We start from the raw sequence: 17,113 nt of genomic DNA, 5'->3' as shown, positions 1-17,113 counted from the left end.
ATTTATTTTACATTTGAAAATGTAACGATCGGCTTACCTGTACTATTATATCTTTTTCCTTTAAATGAAAAACGTCTCTCAATTTCGAAATCAAATTGTTTTTTCGTTTTTGCCATTGTCGCTATTTCAGCGGGTAAATTTACTTCAAATTCATCCTTAGCTTGTGCGGCCTTGTTAAATGAACCTTTTGTTTTAATAACGATATCCCTGAAATGCTTTTTATTATTGTCGTTGACAACTTTGTAGGAACTGGACCATTCTGCACTTTCAACATTGATAAGCTGGTAATCATAGACCTCCATGATCGGCTGGTATTTGCCATCAAATCCGGCAACAAGATAAAGAATACCTTCAAAAGGACCGCCACCGCCACCATTTACATGCAATAAAGTAAAAGCATACTGGTCTTCTCCAATTTCTACAAGTTTAGGTTTGGGAGACTGAGCAAAGGCACCAAAAGCAGCGACTCCGGGTTGAAAAGATCTCATTTCCCAGATTTTATCATTTTTTGCAAACTTCGCCACACCTATTAAACCTCCGGAAAATCTGCCGGTTTGCAATCCGTCTTCATCATAAACAGAGTGGTTAAAAAGCAATAACTTGAATTGATTTCCTTTTGAATCTGTATAATCCATATTAGAAAGCAATCTTGTCGCAACGCCTCTGTCGTAAGGAAATATTTGATCTCCTTCCTCACCATTTACATCTGTGTAAGAAGCCGTTTTACAGCTTTTGCATTTCCAGCTTATAAAACTATTATGCTCCGACAGGTTGTATAATTTACCCGGGAATAATTGCTGCATTGTTTTTACAGCATCCAGCTGACCTGAAACTACCAGTGTTCTTTTGGTATTCAAAATGGTGTCACTCACATTTTTTAGTTGCACAATGTCTTCTTGTGCCGAACAAACAGAAACAAATAAGAGAGTAAAAAGGAAAGCTTTAATTATTTTCATCGGTGGTAGTAAGAGTAATTTTAAAATTCAAATTTACATTGTTTTTGTTTGTAAACGGTATAGAAAACGGCTCTTTTTAAGGTAAATTATGAACTCCATATTTTTTTTATTGAAAGGCTCTGATGAAAAAAAGTTTCCCTGTAATTGAGATTATATTGTTGTAACTTGATTTTTTTAACACAAATAATGAGGTAAGTTTATTTTTAATAATTAAAAATGCATTTTTCGTATTGCAGTTTGATAAAATAGCATCGGTTTTATCTTACTTAAAATTAAACATTTGCAATGAAGACTTTACAAAACCACAAAACTTCATTAACCACAAAAAACTAAAGTATGAGAAAATCAGTTTTTATTACGAAAATGTTTAAAACAGGAAATGTTTTATTTTTAGCAGCAAGCATGGCTTTGTTTGTCAGTTGCGAGCAATCAGAAACCGATCAGCTTTCGCCGGAAGCAAAAACAGTAAATACCCCGGCTAATTCAAATTTAACTTCTAAAACAGCATCAACAGCAGGAGATATTGGAAACGGAGTTAATCTTCAGCCATCGTACTACAATGGAGGCAATTGTGACCTGGGCTGGACTTTGATGAAGCAAAACACTAAAATCCAGACGGTACGAATTGAAGTAGAACCAGGGCAGGAAAATAATGCAAAACGTTGGATATCAGAAGCCAAAGCAAACGGATATAAAGTTATTGTGACCTATCATAAAGCATCCGTTTTAGGTTCCGATAGTGCGTCAGAGCTTTTGGCAGCAGGAACGTGGTGGAAAAATAATTACAATAATCTTGGCGGTGGTTTCATCGTAAATTTAATGAACGAATGGGGAAGTCATAACATTACTCCGACCGCTTTTGCATCTGCCTATAATGCAGCAATTACAGAGGTCCGTAAAGTATACAGCGGAAGTATCATTATCGATATACCGGGTTGGGGACAGGAAACGGCAACGGCTGCCTGTGCGGTAAAAGGCTGTACTTCGGGACAGACTAAAATTAATGATACAAAGATTATTCTATCTGCGCACGTATATCCCGGTGCTTACAATCAGGCTAAGGGGCGTTATATGAACAATTCTGATATAGATGATCTGGCTTCTGCCGGCAGGGCGTGTATGCTGGGTGAGTTTGGCAGTATTGGTGGTTCCGGTGCGGATTGGTCCGGAATTGTAGATTATGCAAAATCGAAAGGATGGACCGTAATAGGCTGGGCATGGGCTGGAGACGGGATAGGGATGAACATGATTTCGCCTCAATTTCAGTCTTTTACAAGTGGAAGTCCTAAAACGTATACCAAATCTTCTTATTTCAATACGGTTTATAATAAGCTGTAAACAATAAAAATAGTATTCAAATCCTTCTGAAATGTCTTCAGAAGGATTTTTTAATTTAGAATTTTAAATAAAAACAGTTCTGTTATTAATCTTGTAGTATACTTTTGATTTTTATATACTTAATTAAATTAACAGAATATTTATTAGTATTCTTTTGAATTATCCTTAAATGAATATAGATTTGCACTTCTAATAAAAATTGCAAATGAAAAACTTTAAAATGAAACCAAGACTAATTACTCTTTTAGTATTAGCAATTGGATTCTTGACATTATCATGGGGAATCGTGGGTCACGAACGTATCAATAAAGCGGCTGTTATGGCTTTGCCTCAGCAACTTCAGGTATTTTTTTACAATCATATTGATTTTATTACCCAGGAAGCCTCTGTACCGGACATCCGTAAATATGCCTTAAATTACAAAGACGAAAATCCAAGACATTATTTTGACATGGAAAATTTTGGCGCTGTAGACAGTATTCCGCAAACAATGGAAGCAGCTAAAAAGAAATACGATGCTAAATTTTTAAATGACAACGGAATTTTACCTTGGTATCTTGAAGATATGATGGGTAAATTAACAAAGGCTTTCAAAGATAAAAACAGAGCAGAAATCTTATTTCTTGCTGCCGACTTAGGTCATTATATTGGAGATGCCCACATGCCCTTGCATACTTCTGCTAATCATGACGGACAACTGACTGACCAAAAAGGAATTCATGCGCTTTGGGAAAGTAAACTCCCTGAATTATTTGCTAAAAATTATAAGTTAAATGTTCCGCAGGCACAATATTATGAAGATGTTCATAAAGCAATCTGGAATATGATTAATGATACGCATAGTCTGGCACAGCCGTTACTGGATGTGGATAAAAAACTAAGAACCACAACTCCCGAGAATAAGGTTTTCGTAATGGATGCTGATGGAAAAGTATTGAAAAGCAAATACAATTCGGCTGTTTTCTCTGATGAATACGCTAAGAAATTGCATGAGCAGTTAAACGGAATGGTTGAGAATCAAATGAGAAAAGCCATTACAGCGACTGCTAGTTTTTGGTATACGGCGTGGGTAAATGCTGGAAAACCGGATTTAAGCAATTTAGATGCACCGGCTGTTACACAAAGAAACTATCAGGCTTTAAGAGACGATTTAAAATTGTTTCAGCAAGGAGATCTTTTCGGAATCAGAAATCAGAACGACTAGGGAAGTTTTTAGTCTCAGTCTCAGTTCACAGATTAATAAAAAGCCTCAAATTTTAAACAATTTGAGGCTTTTTATATTTAATTCTTAGGGTATTTTGTGTAACCCTTTTGCGAAACTTTGTATTTTGAAAACTTATGAATTCTTCAAATCTTTTATAAAAGCGTCAACCATTGTTTCATCTGTCGCCCAGGAAGTAATAAGCCGAACAGCAGATTGTTCTTTATCAATTGCCTTCCAAACATAAAACAGATACTTTTCATTTAGTTTTTCGATAACCGTATTTGGTAAAATCGGGAAAATTTGATTTGTGGTTGAATTGGTCAAAAAAGAATATCCCTTTTCTTTAACAGCAGCCGAGATTTTCATAGCCATAACATTGGCATGTTTTGCTAAGGTAAAATATAAATCATCTTTAAATAATTCCAAAAACTGAATCGCCAGTAATCTTCCTTTTGCCAGCAAAGCACCTCTTTGTTTGAGTACATAATCAAAATCTGCTGCAACTTCAGGCCGGTTAAAAACAATTGCTTCTCCAATCAGACCACCATTTTTAGTGGCACCAATGTAAAACATATCCGTAAGCTGGGCAATATCAGATAAAGTCAAATCATTGTTTTCAGCAGTTAAGGCATGTCCCAGTCTCGCACCATCTAAATAAAGCAATAAATCATTGTCTTTGCAAAATTGTGATAAAGCAACGAGCTCAGATTTACTGTAAATCGTCCCAATTTCTGTAGAATTGGAAATATAAACCAATCTTGGTTTTACAACGTGTGGTCTCAGAGCGTGTTCCTGTAAGGTTAGCTGAAGATCAGAAGGTTTTAGCTTTCCATCAGTCGTTTCAATCGCAATTACTTTATGCCCAGTTGCTTCTATTGCTCCGGTTTCATTAGCCGAAATATGCCCGGTTTTGGCGCTGATAACCGCTTCGTGAGCACGTAATGACGAAGCAATAACAATAAGATTGGTTTGTGTACCTCCCGATAAAAAATAAATTACCGCGTCACGATTTTTTATTTTTTCTTTCAGCAATTCTTTTGCTTGTCTTGAATATTCATCTTCGCCATATCCTAATTGCTGTATCAGATTGGTTTCGATTAGTTTGTTTAAAATATTGGGATGTGCCCCCTCAGAGTAGTCGTTTTTAAAATTGTACATTTTGTATATTTATGATAAGTGCTTTTTCAAAAATACAAAAGTTACTTATAAATACAGCCCTCCGCAAGATTTTTTATTGTTGATATCTCTTATTCTTCAATAGATACGAAGCAGTCTGATAAAACGAAATGGTTTCATTTATTAGATCAGTTCGTTCTGTTTTTAAGGGCTTTTCACAGTAGAAAATCTGGTATTCCGGAGCAATATCTTTTTTAGCTTCTTTGGGATTTAGATGCAATTCAAACTGTTTTACTTGTTGTTTGGGAGACAAAATAGTCAGTACATTATCTTTTATCAGTCCTAAATCCTGATACGTTGCAATAAAAGCACGAGGTTTATAATCAGGTTTTAAAACATCCTGTCCAAAAAACTTACTCTGGTAATTGAAGTGCAATAATCCAAAAACGGTTGGCATCAAATCAATCTGTGACATTAACACATTATATTTTTGAGGTTTGATTCCGGGGCTGTAAATAAAAGCAGGAATTCTGTATTTATCCATTGGTAATTGTGTTTTCCCTGCACTCGATGCACAATGATCTGCTACAATTACAAAAACCGTATTTTTAAACCAGGGCTGTTTACTTGCCATCGAAAAGAATTTTTTCAATGAATAATCCGTGTATTTTACGCCGCCATCACGGGATTTAATATCTCCCGGAATATCAATTTTATTATTCGGATAGGTAAAAGGCCTGTGATTACTTACTGTCATGATATGATTGAAGAAGGGTTTGTTTTCTTTGGCTTCCTTATTCATCACCTTTATGGCTTTGTTATACATATCTTCATCACAAACGCCCCAAACATTAGAAAAGGTAATTTCTTCTGGAGAAAAGCTTGATTTGTCCACAATTTCATACCCATTTCCGGAATAGAAATCCTGCATATTATCAAAAAAGGCATCACCACCATACATGAATTTAACCTGATATCCTTTTTGTTTAAAAATAGCACCGGTAGAAAATTTATTTTTATTGTCTTCTCTTTTTACAACACTTTCGCCAGCTGTAGGAGGAATACATAAGGTAACGGCTTCAAGCCCGCGAACAGTGCGGTTTCCTGCAGCATACAAATTGGTAAACTGAAGACTTTTTTGGGCTAAACTATCTAAAAAAGGCGTGATATTCTGATCGTTTCCATACATTTTCATGAACTCGGCACTGTAACTCTCAATTGTAATAAGCACTACATTTTTAGGAGTTTCAGCTGAATCACTTTCAATAGTACGCGTCATATTTTCCCCGGACAGGGTTGGAAACTGCTGTTTTAAAATTGCAAAAGCTGTATCATTTGGAATTGTCTTATAAAATTTGAAATAATCGAGTTTGTTATTTTCAAAGGCTAAGAAAAACTTATACAATCCGTTTGATTGTAATTCGTTAACAAAAACATTTTTTGAATTTTCTGCTAAAGCTAAAGTCGGAATGGCGAATAACGAAAGTATAAACAAGCCAATATATACGGCTGAAAGTTTGATTTTTTCCGGAAAAGACGGGATCGTTTTAATAAATGTCTTTCCATTTTTGACAATAAAATAAGTAATGATTCCTGTGATTAAAAACAAAGCAGAGAATAACGGAATTACAGGATAAGACTGCATGATATTTCCAATAACTTCATTGGTATAAATCAAATAATTAACCGCAATGAAGTTATATTTTACCCCGAATTCATTCCAGAAGAAATATTCACTTAATCCGTTTTGAAGTATTAGTAAAACATATAAAAAAATCACAAAAGTAAAAAGCCAGAATCTAATTTTGTCCCTGTGTTTTGGAAGAAAAAGTAAAAGTGCAAACAGTATCGTTTTGATTCCGATAAAGATTAATACAATTCCCGGCAAAGCACCACCGTATTCGTCCAGAATACTTCTTCCGGAGGCAACATATAGAAATAAGGCAATAAAACCACCCAGAATGATATATCCCCAGGGTTTGTTGTATTTAAGATTAGAAACAAAAACCAAATACAGCCATAAAAACACACTTGCAATTATAAAAACAAAAAAATCTGAAATTAAACCCAGACTGAAGATTTTTATACTTTCTGAAAAACGGAAAGAACTCTGTGTTATCGGGTGAAAAAATAATACAACTCGCAGTATAAAGCTTATGATAAAGTAGAATATGGCAAGATTGTAAAAAGGAGCGAGTTTTTTTGAAAAGATCATTACTTCTTTGTGTTTTAATTAAGATAAAAAGAATACTTACAGTATTGAAAATTATGGAGTTGTAAAAAAAGAACAAAAACATGTTTTTTTTCGGGCTAAGTAACAACTGGTTAATTTTAATGCATATTTGGAAGACCTTCTTTAATTTTTTACAAAACTAATTCCAATGAATTAATTAGAGATGAAGTTGTGCTTTTGCCTTGCTTAGTGTTAACTTAATGTTTTCTTAAGATGATGCTTTTTTCTGTATTCTCATGGTTTTAAGCAATTTCTGAGCTCAAAATTTTTATCTTTGAGCATAGAAATTTTGGGTTTTAATTAAAAAAAATCATTAGATGCATATTTTAATAGTTGAAGACGAATTGGGTATTGTTCAGTTCTTGCAGCAGGGCCTTCAGGAAGAAGGTTATAAAGTGAGTACGGCAAATGATGGTTCGAAAGGGTTTGAATTGACTCAAAATCACCAATTTGATTTGATTTTACTGGACTGGATGCTGCCTAAAATTAATGGATTAGAATTATGTAAAGCCATCAGAATCAAAGATCAGACGACTCCCATAATATTTCTAACGGCCAAAGACACCGTTCAGGAAACCATTGAAGGTTTAAAAGCAGGTGCAAACGATTATATCAAAAAGCCGTTCAGTTTTGAAGAATTGGTAGAACGGATTAAAATTCATTTTCGAAAAGAAAAAGTAAATGAAATTCTTACGCTGGGAACCATCCAGATTGATTTGTCCAAATATATCGTCGTAAAAAATGGTGAAGAAATTTCCCTTACACAAAGAGAGTTCGAATTGCTGACTTATCTGATTCGGAATAAGGGAAAAGTATGTACCCGAAATCAGATTTTAAAGGACGTTTGGGATATAAATTTCGAATATGATACCGGTGTAATTGATGTTTTTATGAATGCAATCAGAAAAAAACTCAATCTCAAAATAGAAGAAGATTATATAAAAACAATTCGCGGTGTAGGATACATCGCTAATGATTAATAAATGGCACAACTTTCTTTTAAAAACAGAATTGCTTTAAATTATATTATCACAACCGGTCTGTTGATCCTGGTCGTTTTCTTTACGCTTTATTCGATCGTAAAACACTCTGTTTATAGTCATATCGATGAAGATATCAATATTGAAATTCAAAATCATCTCGAAGAAATTAGAGAGGTAAATGGCGTTGTAATTTTGGTTGACAAAGAAGAATGGGAGGAGCGGGAGCACAATACAGTCGATATAAATCCTGTTTTTGTTCAGTTTTTGGATACCCATAAAAAAACAATAGAGAAATCGCCCAATCTTAAAACGGAAACCTTAAGATTCGATGACAGCATCGAAAATTTTGAATTATTTGACACTAAAATTGGAAATAATATTATCAGGCAGGTTCAGGTTCCTATTTTTATAAAATCAAAAAGCATTGGTTATCTGATCATTGGGATGTCGCTGACTAATTCCCGTGTGGTTTTAAATAACTTATTTGAGATCATGTGCCTGGCATTTCCGGTAATTCTGTTATTGCTTTTTTTTATCGCCCGTTTTTTTGCAGGCCGAAGCATAAAACCTATTAATGCGATTACCAATACTTCAAAAATTATTACCAAAGACAATCTTAAAACAAGAATTCCGCTGCCAAAAACGAAAGATGAATTATATACACTCTCTAAAACGATAAACAATTTATTAAGCAGAATTGAGGATGCAATTGAAAGGGAAAAACAATTTACTTCTGATGCCTCACATGAGTTAAGAACACCTCTTACAGTTATTAAAGGAACACTTGAAGTTCTGATTCGTAAACCAAGAGATAACAAGGAATACGAGGATAAAATTAATTTTTGCATTGCAGAAGTAGATCATCTCAATATGTTGGTAGATCAGCTCCTTTTAATGGCCCGTTTTGAAAATAAAAAAGCAGACTTAAAATACGAATCCGTTTATTTGAACGCTTTAATTCTGGATGTACTGACCTTAAATTCAGAGAAAATTTCGACGAAGAACTTAAAGGTAAATTTTGATGCTGAGGAAGATTATTTTATTAATTCAGATAATTATCTTGTCATAACAATACTAAGAAATATTATTTCGAACGCTCTTAAATATACCAACAGAGACGGCGAGGTATCTATTCTATTATCCCATCAAAATGAAAAAACAATATGCAAAATTTCGGATAACGGAATTGGAATTGCGAGAGAAGACATAGAGGCTATTGCTAATCCGTTTTTCAGGTCAGATTCATCCGGACACCCTGAAATAAAAGGAACTGGCTTAGGATTATCCATTGTAAAACGTCTGTCGGAGCTGCTTCATATTTCATTTGAAATCGAAAGTAAAATAGGCGAGGGAACTACAGTCTCCTTAAGTTTTAAGGAACAATTGAAATCGTGATAGTAAATAGAAATAAAAATACTGTTTCAGATTTTTTAACAATAAACTACCGTTAAGTTAAATTAAAAATTGCTTTTCTGTAAAATTATCCAGTATATTTGCAAACGAATCAAAGAAGTATAAAACAAACCAAGTCATGATTTCTATTCAATTACATCATCATCATTTTCATTATTGCTCTCAGGCGATGTGTTAATGGTATGCATGTAAATCATCATATTTTAAAACCCGTTTGAGTACATCAAACGGGTTTTTTAATTCCAATTCTTTGTACTCAGACTATTAATTCAACAAAAACTAAAAAAATGAGTACTTTAAAAATTGCAATTCAAAAATCCGGTCGTTTAAACGAGGAAAGCATTCAAATCCTAAAAGACTGTGGTATTTCTATCAACAACGGAATCGACCAGTTAAAAGCAGAAGCTTCGAATTTTCCTCTGGAGGTTTTATATTTAAGAAATTCGGATATTCCACAATACTTAATAGACGGTGTTGTAGATCTGGCCATAGTTGGAGACAACTTATTGGTAGAGAAAGGAAAAGGAATTGAAGTAATCCAGAAATTAGGATTTTCTAAATGTAAAGTATCCGTAGCGGTTCCTAAAACATTAGAATACAATTCAATTCAGGATTTGGCAGGTTTGCGAATTGCAACTTCGTATCCAAACACCGTTAATGAGTATTTTAATTCTTTTGGACTAACAGTTGATATCCACCAGATTTCCGGCTCTGTTGAGATTGCACCCAATATTGGACTTGCAGATGCAATTGTCGATATCGTTTCCAGTGGCAGTACATTATTCAAAAATAATTTAAAAGAAGTAGAGATAATTTTAAAGAGCGAAGCAGTCTTAGCTGTTTCCCCTAAAGTTTCTCCGGAAATTCAAAAACACATTGATACTTTAAAATTCAGAATTCAGGCGGTTTTAAGAGCCCGAAATTCAAAATACATTTTAATGAATGTTCCAAATGACAAAATCGATGCCGTTGGGAAAATTCTTCCGGTACTGAGAAGCTTAACGGTTCTGCCATTAGCTCAGGAAGGCTGGAGCAGCGTGCATTCCGTAATTGACAAAGATACTTTCTGGGACGTGATCGATCAGTTGAAAGAAGTGGGAGCAGAAGGGATCTTAGTTTGCCCAATCGAGAAAATGGTTCTTTAGGGCTCTTTGCCCGCCATAGGCTGTAAGCAATATGCTTTAAGCCCCAAAAAAAAACACAAAGTTAATAAAGCCTAAAGCCTACTGCTTAAAGCTTAAAGCAAAAAAAAAATGAATAAAATAGACAATCCAAAACCAGAAATCTGGTCCGAAATATTAAAAAGACCCACCAAAACGATAGATGATATTGAAATTACCGTAAAGGAAATCTTCAAAGAAGTTCAGAAAAAGGGAGATGAAGCTATTGCCAAATACACGTCTATTTTTGATGGGATCTCTTTAGAAAATTATGAAGTTTCTGAGGAAGAAATTCAGGAAGCCATCGGATTAATTTCAAGTGAATTGAAAGAAGCAATTCAGCTGGCAAAAAGCAATATTTATAAGTTCCATAGTGCGCAAAAAACAGAGCGAATTTCGATAGAAACTACAGAAGGCGTACGCTGCTGGCAGGAAAAAAGGCCAATCCAGAAAATCGGATTGTATATTCCGGGAGGAACAGCTCCTTTATTTTCTACGGTTTTAATGCTGGCTGTTCCTGCTGAAATAGCGGGTTGCAAAGAAATTGTGCTGTGTTCTCCACCGGATAAAACGGGAAAAATTAATCCCGCAATTCTGTACGCCGCTCATTTATGCGGTGTAACCAAAATAGTAAAAGTAGGCGGAATTCAGGCGATTGCGGGAATGACATTTGGTACGCCATCCATCCCGAAAGTATATAAGATTTTTGGTCCCGGCAATCAGTTTGTAACGGTGGCAAAACAATTGGCAACTCAGTTTGGTGTTGCAATAGATATGCCCGCCGGACCTTCTGAATTATTAATTGTGGCTGATGACACCGCTGTTCCTTCTTTTGTAGCCTCAGATTTATTGTCACAGGCAGAACACGGAACAGACAGTCAGGTGATTTTAGTTTCGACTTCAAAAAAACTAATTGATGCTGTTGAAAAAGAAATTCAGATTCAGATTGAAGAACTTCCAAGAAAAGTAATCGCGAAAAAAGCAATCGAAAATTCAAAATTAATTTGGGTTGAAAACGATAAAATCGCTCTAGACTTAATCAACGATTACGGCCCGGAACATTTTATCATCTGCTCCGAATATGATGATTTTTACTGTAATGGAATTGTAAATGCCGGTTCTGTATTTATCGGAAATTATACTCCCGAAAGTGCAGGGGATTACGCTTCCGGAACCAATCATACTCTGCCAACAAACGGATACGCCAAAAATTACAGCGGCGTAAACCTGGATAGTTTCATGAAATCCATGACGTTCCAGAAAATAACGGAGAAAGGAATTCAGAATATCGGAAAAGCAATTGAAATTATGGCGGAGGCCGAAGGTTTACAGGCACATAAAAATGCCGTAACGCTGAGATTGAAGAATATAGGGGAAAGAGAATAGAATAAAGAACAAAGAATATAGAAAATAGAACAAAGAATAAAGAAAAACAGATAAAATGAGAAGTCTATTCTCTTTACTCTATTCTCTATGTTCCAAAAATTAAGATAATGGAATTCGATATCAATACAATAACACGTGAAAACGTAAAAATATTAAAACCTTACTCGTCCGCGCGTGATGAATTTGAGGATTTTGATACTGCAGATATGATTTTTCTGGATGCAAACGAAAATCCGTTTCAAAATGGCGTAAATCGTTATCCGGATCCGCAGCAAAACTCGGTGAAAGCGATTTTGGCGAAGAATAATAATGTAAAAGCCAGTCAGATTTTGCTGGGAAACGGAAGTGATGAAGTTTTGGATTTACTTTTCAGGGCTTTTTGTGAGCCTAAAACAGATAATATTATTTCGTTGCCGCCAACTTACGGTATGTATGGCGTTTTAGCGAATATTAATGCGGTGGAAAACAGGGAAGTTTTGCTTTCTCTAGATTTTCAGCCACAAGTGGAAAAGATTTTGGATGCTGTGGATGATCATACAAAAATCATCTTTTTATGCTCACCCAATAACCCAACCGGAAATTCTTTTTCAGATGAAAGCGTGGTAAAATTGCTGCAGAATTTTAAAGGCCTGGTTGTTATTGATGAAGCCTATATTGACTTTTCAAACAAGGAAAGCTGGCTTATAGAAATCGACGAATATCCGAACTTGGTCATTACGCAAACGCTTTCCAAAGCCTATGGTCTGGCCGGAATTCGCTTGGGAATTTGTTATGCATCTGAAGCGGTTATTTCAGTTTTAAATAAAATTAAGCCACCCTACAATGTAAACGAATTAACACAGCAAAGAGCAATTATTCGTTTACAGGATTCTGATAAAATAAAACAAGAAATAGCTTCTATTATTGAACAAAGAGAGGAATTACTTAAAGTTTTACTTGATGTAAGTTTTGTCGAAAAAGTATATCCGACTGAAGCTAATTTTGTATTAGTAAAAGTGGATGATGCCAATAAAAGATACGATCAGTTAATTGCAAAAGGAATCGTAATTCGTAACCGAACGACTCAGCCTTTGTGTGAAAACTGTCTTCGTTTTACAATCGGAATGCCGGAAGAAAATGCAGTGTTGATTAAAGAATTGAAGTTATTGAATTGAAAGTTTAACCGCAAAGTTCGCAGGGAATTACACTAAGAACGCTACGTTATTTGCCACAGATTAAAAGGATTAAATTGATTTTTAGCCACGAATTTAGTTAGTGAAAATTCGTGCAATTCGTGGCAAAAGAAAAAAATCATTTAAATCTGTGGCAGAACAAAAATATAAACTATGAAAAAAGTACTTTTTATCGATCGTGACGGAACGATTGTTTTAGAACCTGAAAATTATCAGTTAGATGCTTTGGAGAAAGTAGAATTTTATCCAAAAGCATTTCAATATCTGGCTAAAATTGCCGGCGAATTAGATTACGAACTGGCAATGGTAACCAATCAGGATGGCTTAGGAACGGATAGTTTTCCGGAAGATACGTTTTGGCCCACACAGAATTTTATTTTAAGAGCATTTGAAAATGAAGGTGTTTTGTTTGATGAAATCTTTGTAGACAGATCATTTCCGGAAGATAATGCACCAACACGCAAGCCACGAACCGGAATGCTGACTAAATACCTGAATAATCCCGAATATGATTTAGAAAATTCTTTTGTTTTGGGAGATCGTTTAACCGATGTTGAACTGGCGAAAAATCTGGGAGCAAAAGCTATTTTTATCAATGATAATGACGGGATCGGAAGCAATGAAATTTCCTCAAAACGAGAAGAATTAGACGGGACGATTATTCTTCAGACGATGAGTTGGAAAGAAATCTACGAGTTTTTGAAACTGGAAGCACGTTCGGCTTCGATTACGCGTAAAACCAATGAAACCGATATTTTTATCGATTTAAATCTGGACGGAACCGGAAAAAGTAAAATTGAAACCGGAATTGCTTTTTTTGATCATATGCTCGACCAAATTTCACGTCACGGTCAAATGGATCTGGAAATTATGGTAAAAGGGGATTTGGAAGTCGATGAACACCATACAATCGAAGATACTGCCATTGCGCTGGGAGAAGTTTTTGCAAAAGCGCTGGGAAATAAATTAGGAATAGAACGTTATGGTTTCTGCCTTCCCATGGATGATTGTCTGGCACAGGTGGCCATTGATTTTGGCGGAAGAAACTGGCTGGTTTGGGAAACTGAATTCAAACGTGAAATGGTTGGTAAAATGCCAACAGAGATGTTTTATCATTTCTTTAAATCGTTTTCAGACGGAGCCAAAGCCAATATCAATATAAAAGCGGAAGGAACAAACGAACACCACAAAATTGAAGCAATTTTCAAAGCTTTCGCAAAAGCCATAAAAGTAGCCGTAAAACGCGATACAGAAAAAATGATTTTACCTTCAACGAAAGGAATGTTATAAAAAAAGTCTCAGTTTTTAGTTTTCAGGTTCTACACTTGAATTGAAACCAGAAACTTAATCGTGAAAAACAATACAACAAATTTTATGGAAGCTAAAAAGTTTGCAGAAGAATGGATAAAATCCTGGAATTCCCATGATCTGGAAGATATCATGAAACATTATTCAGAAGATATTGAAATTACGACACCAATGATAAAACTTGCAGCAGGAATTGAAAGTGGTTCGCTGCAGGGAAAAGAGCAGGTCAGGGCGTATTGGGAGAAAGCTTTACAGAAAATTCCGGACTTGCATTTTGAATTGGAGGAAGTCACATCAGGAGTTAATTCTGTTGCACTATATTACAAATCGGTTATGAATAAAATGGCAATCGAAGTCATGTTTTTTAATCAAGACGGATTGGTAAATAAAATGATCGCGCATTATACTGATTTGTAAAGAGAAGACAAAGCATTAATTATCGTTTTAGTTTAAGATGTAGCATCGAAAATCTAAAATCTAAAATCTGAAATAAATTGAAAATAGTAATTATAAATTACGGAGCAGGAAATATTCAAAGCATTATGTTTGCTATTGAAAGACTGGGCTTTAAAGCTGTTTTGAGTAATAATCCGGAAGAGATTCAAAATGCTGACAAAGTAATTTTCCCAGGAGTGGGCGAGGCCAGTTCGGCAATGAAAAAACTGATTGAAAGTGGTCTGGACAGTTTGATTCCGAATTTGAAACAACCGGTTTTGGGAATTTGTCTTGGCATGCAATTGATGTGCAACTCTTCTGAAGAAGGAAATACCAAAGGTTTAGGAATTTTTGATGTGGATGTAATTAAATTTTCGAACAAGGTAAAAGTGCCACAAATGGGCTGGAACCAGATTTATAATTTAAAATCAGATTTGTTTAAAGGAATTCCAGCACATGAATTTATGTATCTCGTGCATAGTTTTTACGTTCCCGATTGTGCAGAAAGCATTGCTACAACCGATTATGAGATGGAATATGCATCGGCCTTGAAAAAAGACAATTTTTACGGAACACAATTTCATCCTGAAAAAAGTGGTGCAGTTGGGGAGAAAATTTTAAATAACTTTTTAAAAATAAATTCCAAAGACTAAATTCCAAAACAATATCAATCAAAATAGCAGTCAGAAAATAATCTAAAATCTATCCCGATAGCTATCGGGACTAAATTCTAAAGTTAAAAATGAGAATAATACCAGCCATAGATATCATAGACGGAAAATGTGTTCGCTTATCAAAAGGGGATTACAATACCAAGATCATTTACAACGAAAATCCGCTTGAAGTAGCAAAATCATTTGAAGCACATGGAATCGAATACCTTCATTTAGTGGATTTAGATGGTGCGAAATCGAGTAAGATTGTCAACTATAAAATTTTGGAACAAATAGCCACACAGACCAGTTTAAAAATTGATTTTGGAGGCGGATTAAAAGCAGATTCGGATTTGAAAATTGCCTTTGAAAGTGGTGCCAATCAAATTACAGGCGGAAGTATCGCTGTAAAAAACAGGGCGATATTCGAAAAATGGATTTCAGAATACGGATCAGATAAAATCATTTTGGGAGCTGATGCCAAAGATGAAAAAGTAGCTGTTTCGGGCTGGTTGGAAGATTCAAATGAAGATTTAGTTCCGTTTATTCAGGAGTATCAAAGCAAAGGAATTCAATATGTGATTTGTACCGATATTGCAAAGGACGGAATGCTGGAAGGGCCAAGTTTTGATTTGTATGAAAAAATACTAAGCGAAGCCCATGGCGTAAAACTAATCGCTTCCGGCGGAATTTCAACTTTCGATGAATTGCCAAAATTAGCCGAATTAGGCTGTGAAGGAACGATTATCGGAAAAGCAATTTATGAAGGCAGAATTAGTTTAAAGCAATTGGAGAACTACATAATTAGAAAATGAGATAATTTGATAATTAGATAATTCTATACTTTGTGAAATAATTATCTAATTGACTAATTATCTAATTAATACATTAGATAAATGTTAGCAAAAAGAATCATACCCTGTCTGGATATAAAAAACGGAAGAACGGTAAAAGGCGTTAATTTTGTAGACTTGCGCGATGCAGGAGATCCGGTAGAACTGGCAGAAATTTACTCTGCAGAAGGAGCCGATGAACTGGTTTTTCTGGATATTTCGGCAACCGAAGAACGCAGAAAGACTTTGGTGAATATGGTACGAAGTGTGGCCGAAAAAATCAATATTCCATTTACGGTTGGCGGCGGAATTTCTTCTGTTGAAGACGTTGAAATCCTTTTGAATAATGGAGCCGACAAGGTTTCAATCAATTCATCGGCAGTCAAAAATCCACAACTGATTAATGAGCTGGCGCAGAAATTCGGAAGCCAGTGTGTTGTAGTAGCTATCGATGCCAAACAAATTAACGGACAATGGATTGTACATTTGGTTGGAGGAAAAGTACCAACGGAACTTAATTTATTCGATTGGGCTGTAGAAGTCGCAGAACGCGGTGCAGGTGAAATTTTATTCACTTCAATGGACAATGACGGAACTAAAAACGGCTTTGCAAATGAGGCTCTGGCCAAGCTTTCAGAATTGATCAATATTCCGATAATTGCTTCCGGAGGTGCAGGAAATGTCCAGCATTTTGTGGATACTTTTAAAGAGGGGAAAGCCGATGCCGCCTTGGCTGCGAGTGTTTTTCACTTTAAAGAAATCGAAATCAAAACCTTAAAAGAAGAATTGAGGAAGAATGATATTGAGGTTAGACTGTAGAGAGTAAAGAGAATAGAGTAAAGAGAATAGAGATGCAAACTCTTGGTTCTTTAATCTTGGCTCTTGACTCTAATTAAAAACAACAACAACAGAGCGCAGCAATC

General features: G+C 35.2%; 15 protein-coding genes. 12 read left to right on the top strand and 3 right to left on the bottom strand.

The window, feature by feature from the left end; all coding sequences use genetic code 11:
• Window positions 1-2 precede the first annotated feature (2 nt).
• A complete protein-coding gene (locus EV142_RS15830) occupies window positions 3-956 on the bottom strand; it encodes a hypothetical protein (RefSeq protein ID WP_132036818.1) in 954 nt (317 codons plus the stop codon).
• Between the two features lie 336 nt (window positions 957-1,292).
• On the opposite strand from EV142_RS15830, the gene EV142_RS15825 reads away from it, so the two are divergent.
• Both EV142_RS15825 and EV142_RS15820 read left to right on the top strand, forming a co-directional pair.
• A complete protein-coding gene (locus EV142_RS15825; protein WP_132036817.1) occupies window positions 1,293-2,294 on the top strand; it encodes a cellulase family glycosylhydrolase in 1,002 nt (333 codons plus the stop codon).
• A gap of 205 nt (window positions 2,295-2,499) precedes the next feature.
• Window positions 2,500-3,498, top strand: a complete 999-nt coding sequence (locus EV142_RS15820; RefSeq protein WP_132036816.1) for a zinc dependent phospholipase C family protein — start codon at window positions 2,500-2,502, stop codon at window positions 3,496-3,498.
• Between the two features lie 132 nt (window positions 3,499-3,630).
• On the opposite strand, the gene EV142_RS15815 is transcribed toward EV142_RS15820, so the two are convergent.
• Window positions 3,631-4,656 carry a threonine aldolase family protein gene (locus EV142_RS15815; protein ID WP_132036815.1) on the bottom strand — a complete coding sequence of 342 codons (1,026 nt, stop codon included), beginning with the start codon at window positions 4,654-4,656 and terminating at the stop codon, window positions 3,631-3,633.
• 73 nt (window positions 4,657-4,729) lie between these two features.
• On the bottom strand, window positions 4,730-6,829 hold the full coding sequence (locus EV142_RS15810; protein ID WP_132036814.1) for an LTA synthase family protein: 2,100 nt from the start codon (window positions 6,827-6,829) through the stop codon (window positions 4,730-4,732).
• Between the two features lie 335 nt (window positions 6,830-7,164).
• Between EV142_RS15810 and EV142_RS15805 the strand changes: the two genes are divergently transcribed.
• The 10 genes from EV142_RS15805 to hisF all read left to right on the top strand — a co-directional run bounded on the left by EV142_RS15805 (window position 7,165) and on the right by hisF (window position 17,009).
• On the top strand, window positions 7,165-7,827 hold the full coding sequence (locus tag EV142_RS15805) for a response regulator transcription factor (protein WP_132036813.1): 663 nt from the start codon (window positions 7,165-7,167) through the stop codon (window positions 7,825-7,827).
• 3 nt (window positions 7,828-7,830) lie between these two features.
• A complete protein-coding gene (locus tag EV142_RS15800) occupies window positions 7,831-9,225 on the top strand; it encodes a sensor histidine kinase (protein ID WP_132036812.1) in 1,395 nt (464 codons plus the stop codon).
• A 305-nt stretch (window positions 9,226-9,530) separates the two neighbouring features.
• Entirely contained in the window at window positions 9,531-10,388 is an 858-nt protein-coding gene (gene hisG, locus EV142_RS15795) for an ATP phosphoribosyltransferase (RefSeq protein WP_132036811.1), read from the top strand.
• 108 nt (window positions 10,389-10,496) lie between these two features.
• The gene (hisD, locus tag EV142_RS15790) at window positions 10,497-11,789 is read left to right on the top strand and encodes a histidinol dehydrogenase (RefSeq protein WP_132036810.1); all 1,293 of its coding nucleotides are present in this window, start codon (window positions 10,497-10,499) and stop codon (window positions 11,787-11,789) included.
• Between the two features lie 107 nt (window positions 11,790-11,896).
• Window positions 11,897-12,943: a histidinol-phosphate transaminase gene (hisC, locus tag EV142_RS15785; protein WP_132036809.1), complete on the top strand. Its 1,047-nt coding sequence runs from the start codon at window positions 11,897-11,899 to the stop codon at window positions 12,941-12,943.
• Between the two features lie 171 nt (window positions 12,944-13,114).
• Complete coding sequence (gene hisB / locus EV142_RS15780; protein WP_132036808.1) at window positions 13,115-14,251, top strand: bifunctional histidinol-phosphatase/imidazoleglycerol-phosphate dehydratase HisB; 1,137 nt, start codon at window positions 13,115-13,117, stop codon at window positions 14,249-14,251.
• A gap of 60 nt (window positions 14,252-14,311) precedes the next feature.
• The gene (locus EV142_RS15775; RefSeq protein ID WP_238698732.1) at window positions 14,312-14,686 is read left to right on the top strand and encodes a nuclear transport factor 2 family protein; all 375 of its coding nucleotides are present in this window, start codon (window positions 14,312-14,314) and stop codon (window positions 14,684-14,686) included.
• A 77-nt stretch (window positions 14,687-14,763) separates the two neighbouring features.
• Complete coding sequence (gene hisH, locus EV142_RS15770) at window positions 14,764-15,357, top strand: imidazole glycerol phosphate synthase subunit HisH (protein WP_132036807.1); 594 nt, start codon at window positions 14,764-14,766, stop codon at window positions 15,355-15,357.
• Window positions 15,358-15,446: 89 nt separating this feature from the next.
• Window positions 15,447-16,172 (top strand): 1-(5-phosphoribosyl)-5-[(5-phosphoribosylamino)methylideneamino]imidazole-4-carboxamide isomerase, encoded by a 726-nt coding sequence (gene hisA / locus EV142_RS15765; protein WP_132036806.1) that lies wholly within the window; start codon window positions 15,447-15,449, stop codon window positions 16,170-16,172.
• Between the two features lie 81 nt (window positions 16,173-16,253).
• Window positions 16,254-17,009, top strand: a complete 756-nt coding sequence (gene hisF / locus EV142_RS15760) for an imidazole glycerol phosphate synthase subunit HisF (RefSeq protein WP_132036805.1) — start codon at window positions 16,254-16,256, stop codon at window positions 17,007-17,009.
• The last annotated feature ends 104 nt before the right edge of the window (window positions 17,010-17,113 follow it).

The organism is Flavobacterium circumlabens (genome assembly GCF_004345565.1).
GTDB classification, from domain to species: Bacteria; Bacteroidota; Bacteroidia; order Flavobacteriales; family Flavobacteriaceae; genus Flavobacterium; species Flavobacterium circumlabens.
Note: the sequence above shows the minus strand (reverse complement) of the source record. Positions and strands in the feature narration are given on the sequence as shown.

Bases quoted from the DNA above. Each gene is read 5' to 3' on its own strand.
- hisB (WP_132036808.1), top strand. From the start codon at position 13,115: ATGAAAAAAGTACTTTTTATCGATCGTGACGGAACGATTGTTTTAGAA.
- hisF (WP_132036805.1), top strand. From the start codon at position 16,254: ATGTTAGCAAAAAGAATCATACCCTGTCTGGATATAAAAAACGGAAGA.
- EV142_RS15830 (WP_132036818.1), bottom strand. From the start codon at position 956: ATGAAAATAATTAAAGCTTTCCTTTTTACTCTCTTATTTGTTTCTGTT.
- EV142_RS15820 (WP_132036816.1), top strand. From the start codon at position 2,500: ATGAAAAACTTTAAAATGAAACCAAGACTAATTACTCTTTTAGTATTA.
- EV142_RS15825 (WP_132036817.1), top strand. From the start codon at position 1,293: ATGAGAAAATCAGTTTTTATTACGAAAATGTTTAAAACAGGAAATGTT.
- hisG (WP_132036811.1), top strand. From the start codon at position 9,531: ATGAGTACTTTAAAAATTGCAATTCAAAAATCCGGTCGTTTAAACGAG.
- EV142_RS15810 (WP_132036814.1), bottom strand. From the start codon at position 6,829: ATGATCTTTTCAAAAAAACTCGCTCCTTTTTACAATCTTGCCATATTC.
- hisC (WP_132036809.1), top strand. From the start codon at position 11,897: ATGGAATTCGATATCAATACAATAACACGTGAAAACGTAAAAATATTA.
- EV142_RS15805 (WP_132036813.1), top strand. From the start codon at position 7,165: ATGCATATTTTAATAGTTGAAGACGAATTGGGTATTGTTCAGTTCTTG.
- EV142_RS15815 (WP_132036815.1), bottom strand. From the start codon at position 4,656: ATGTACAATTTTAAAAACGACTACTCTGAGGGGGCACATCCCAATATT.
- hisD (WP_132036810.1), top strand. From the start codon at position 10,497: ATGAATAAAATAGACAATCCAAAACCAGAAATCTGGTCCGAAATATTA.
- EV142_RS15800 (WP_132036812.1), top strand. From the start codon at position 7,831: ATGGCACAACTTTCTTTTAAAAACAGAATTGCTTTAAATTATATTATC.
- hisA (WP_132036806.1), top strand. From the start codon at position 15,447: ATGAGAATAATACCAGCCATAGATATCATAGACGGAAAATGTGTTCGC.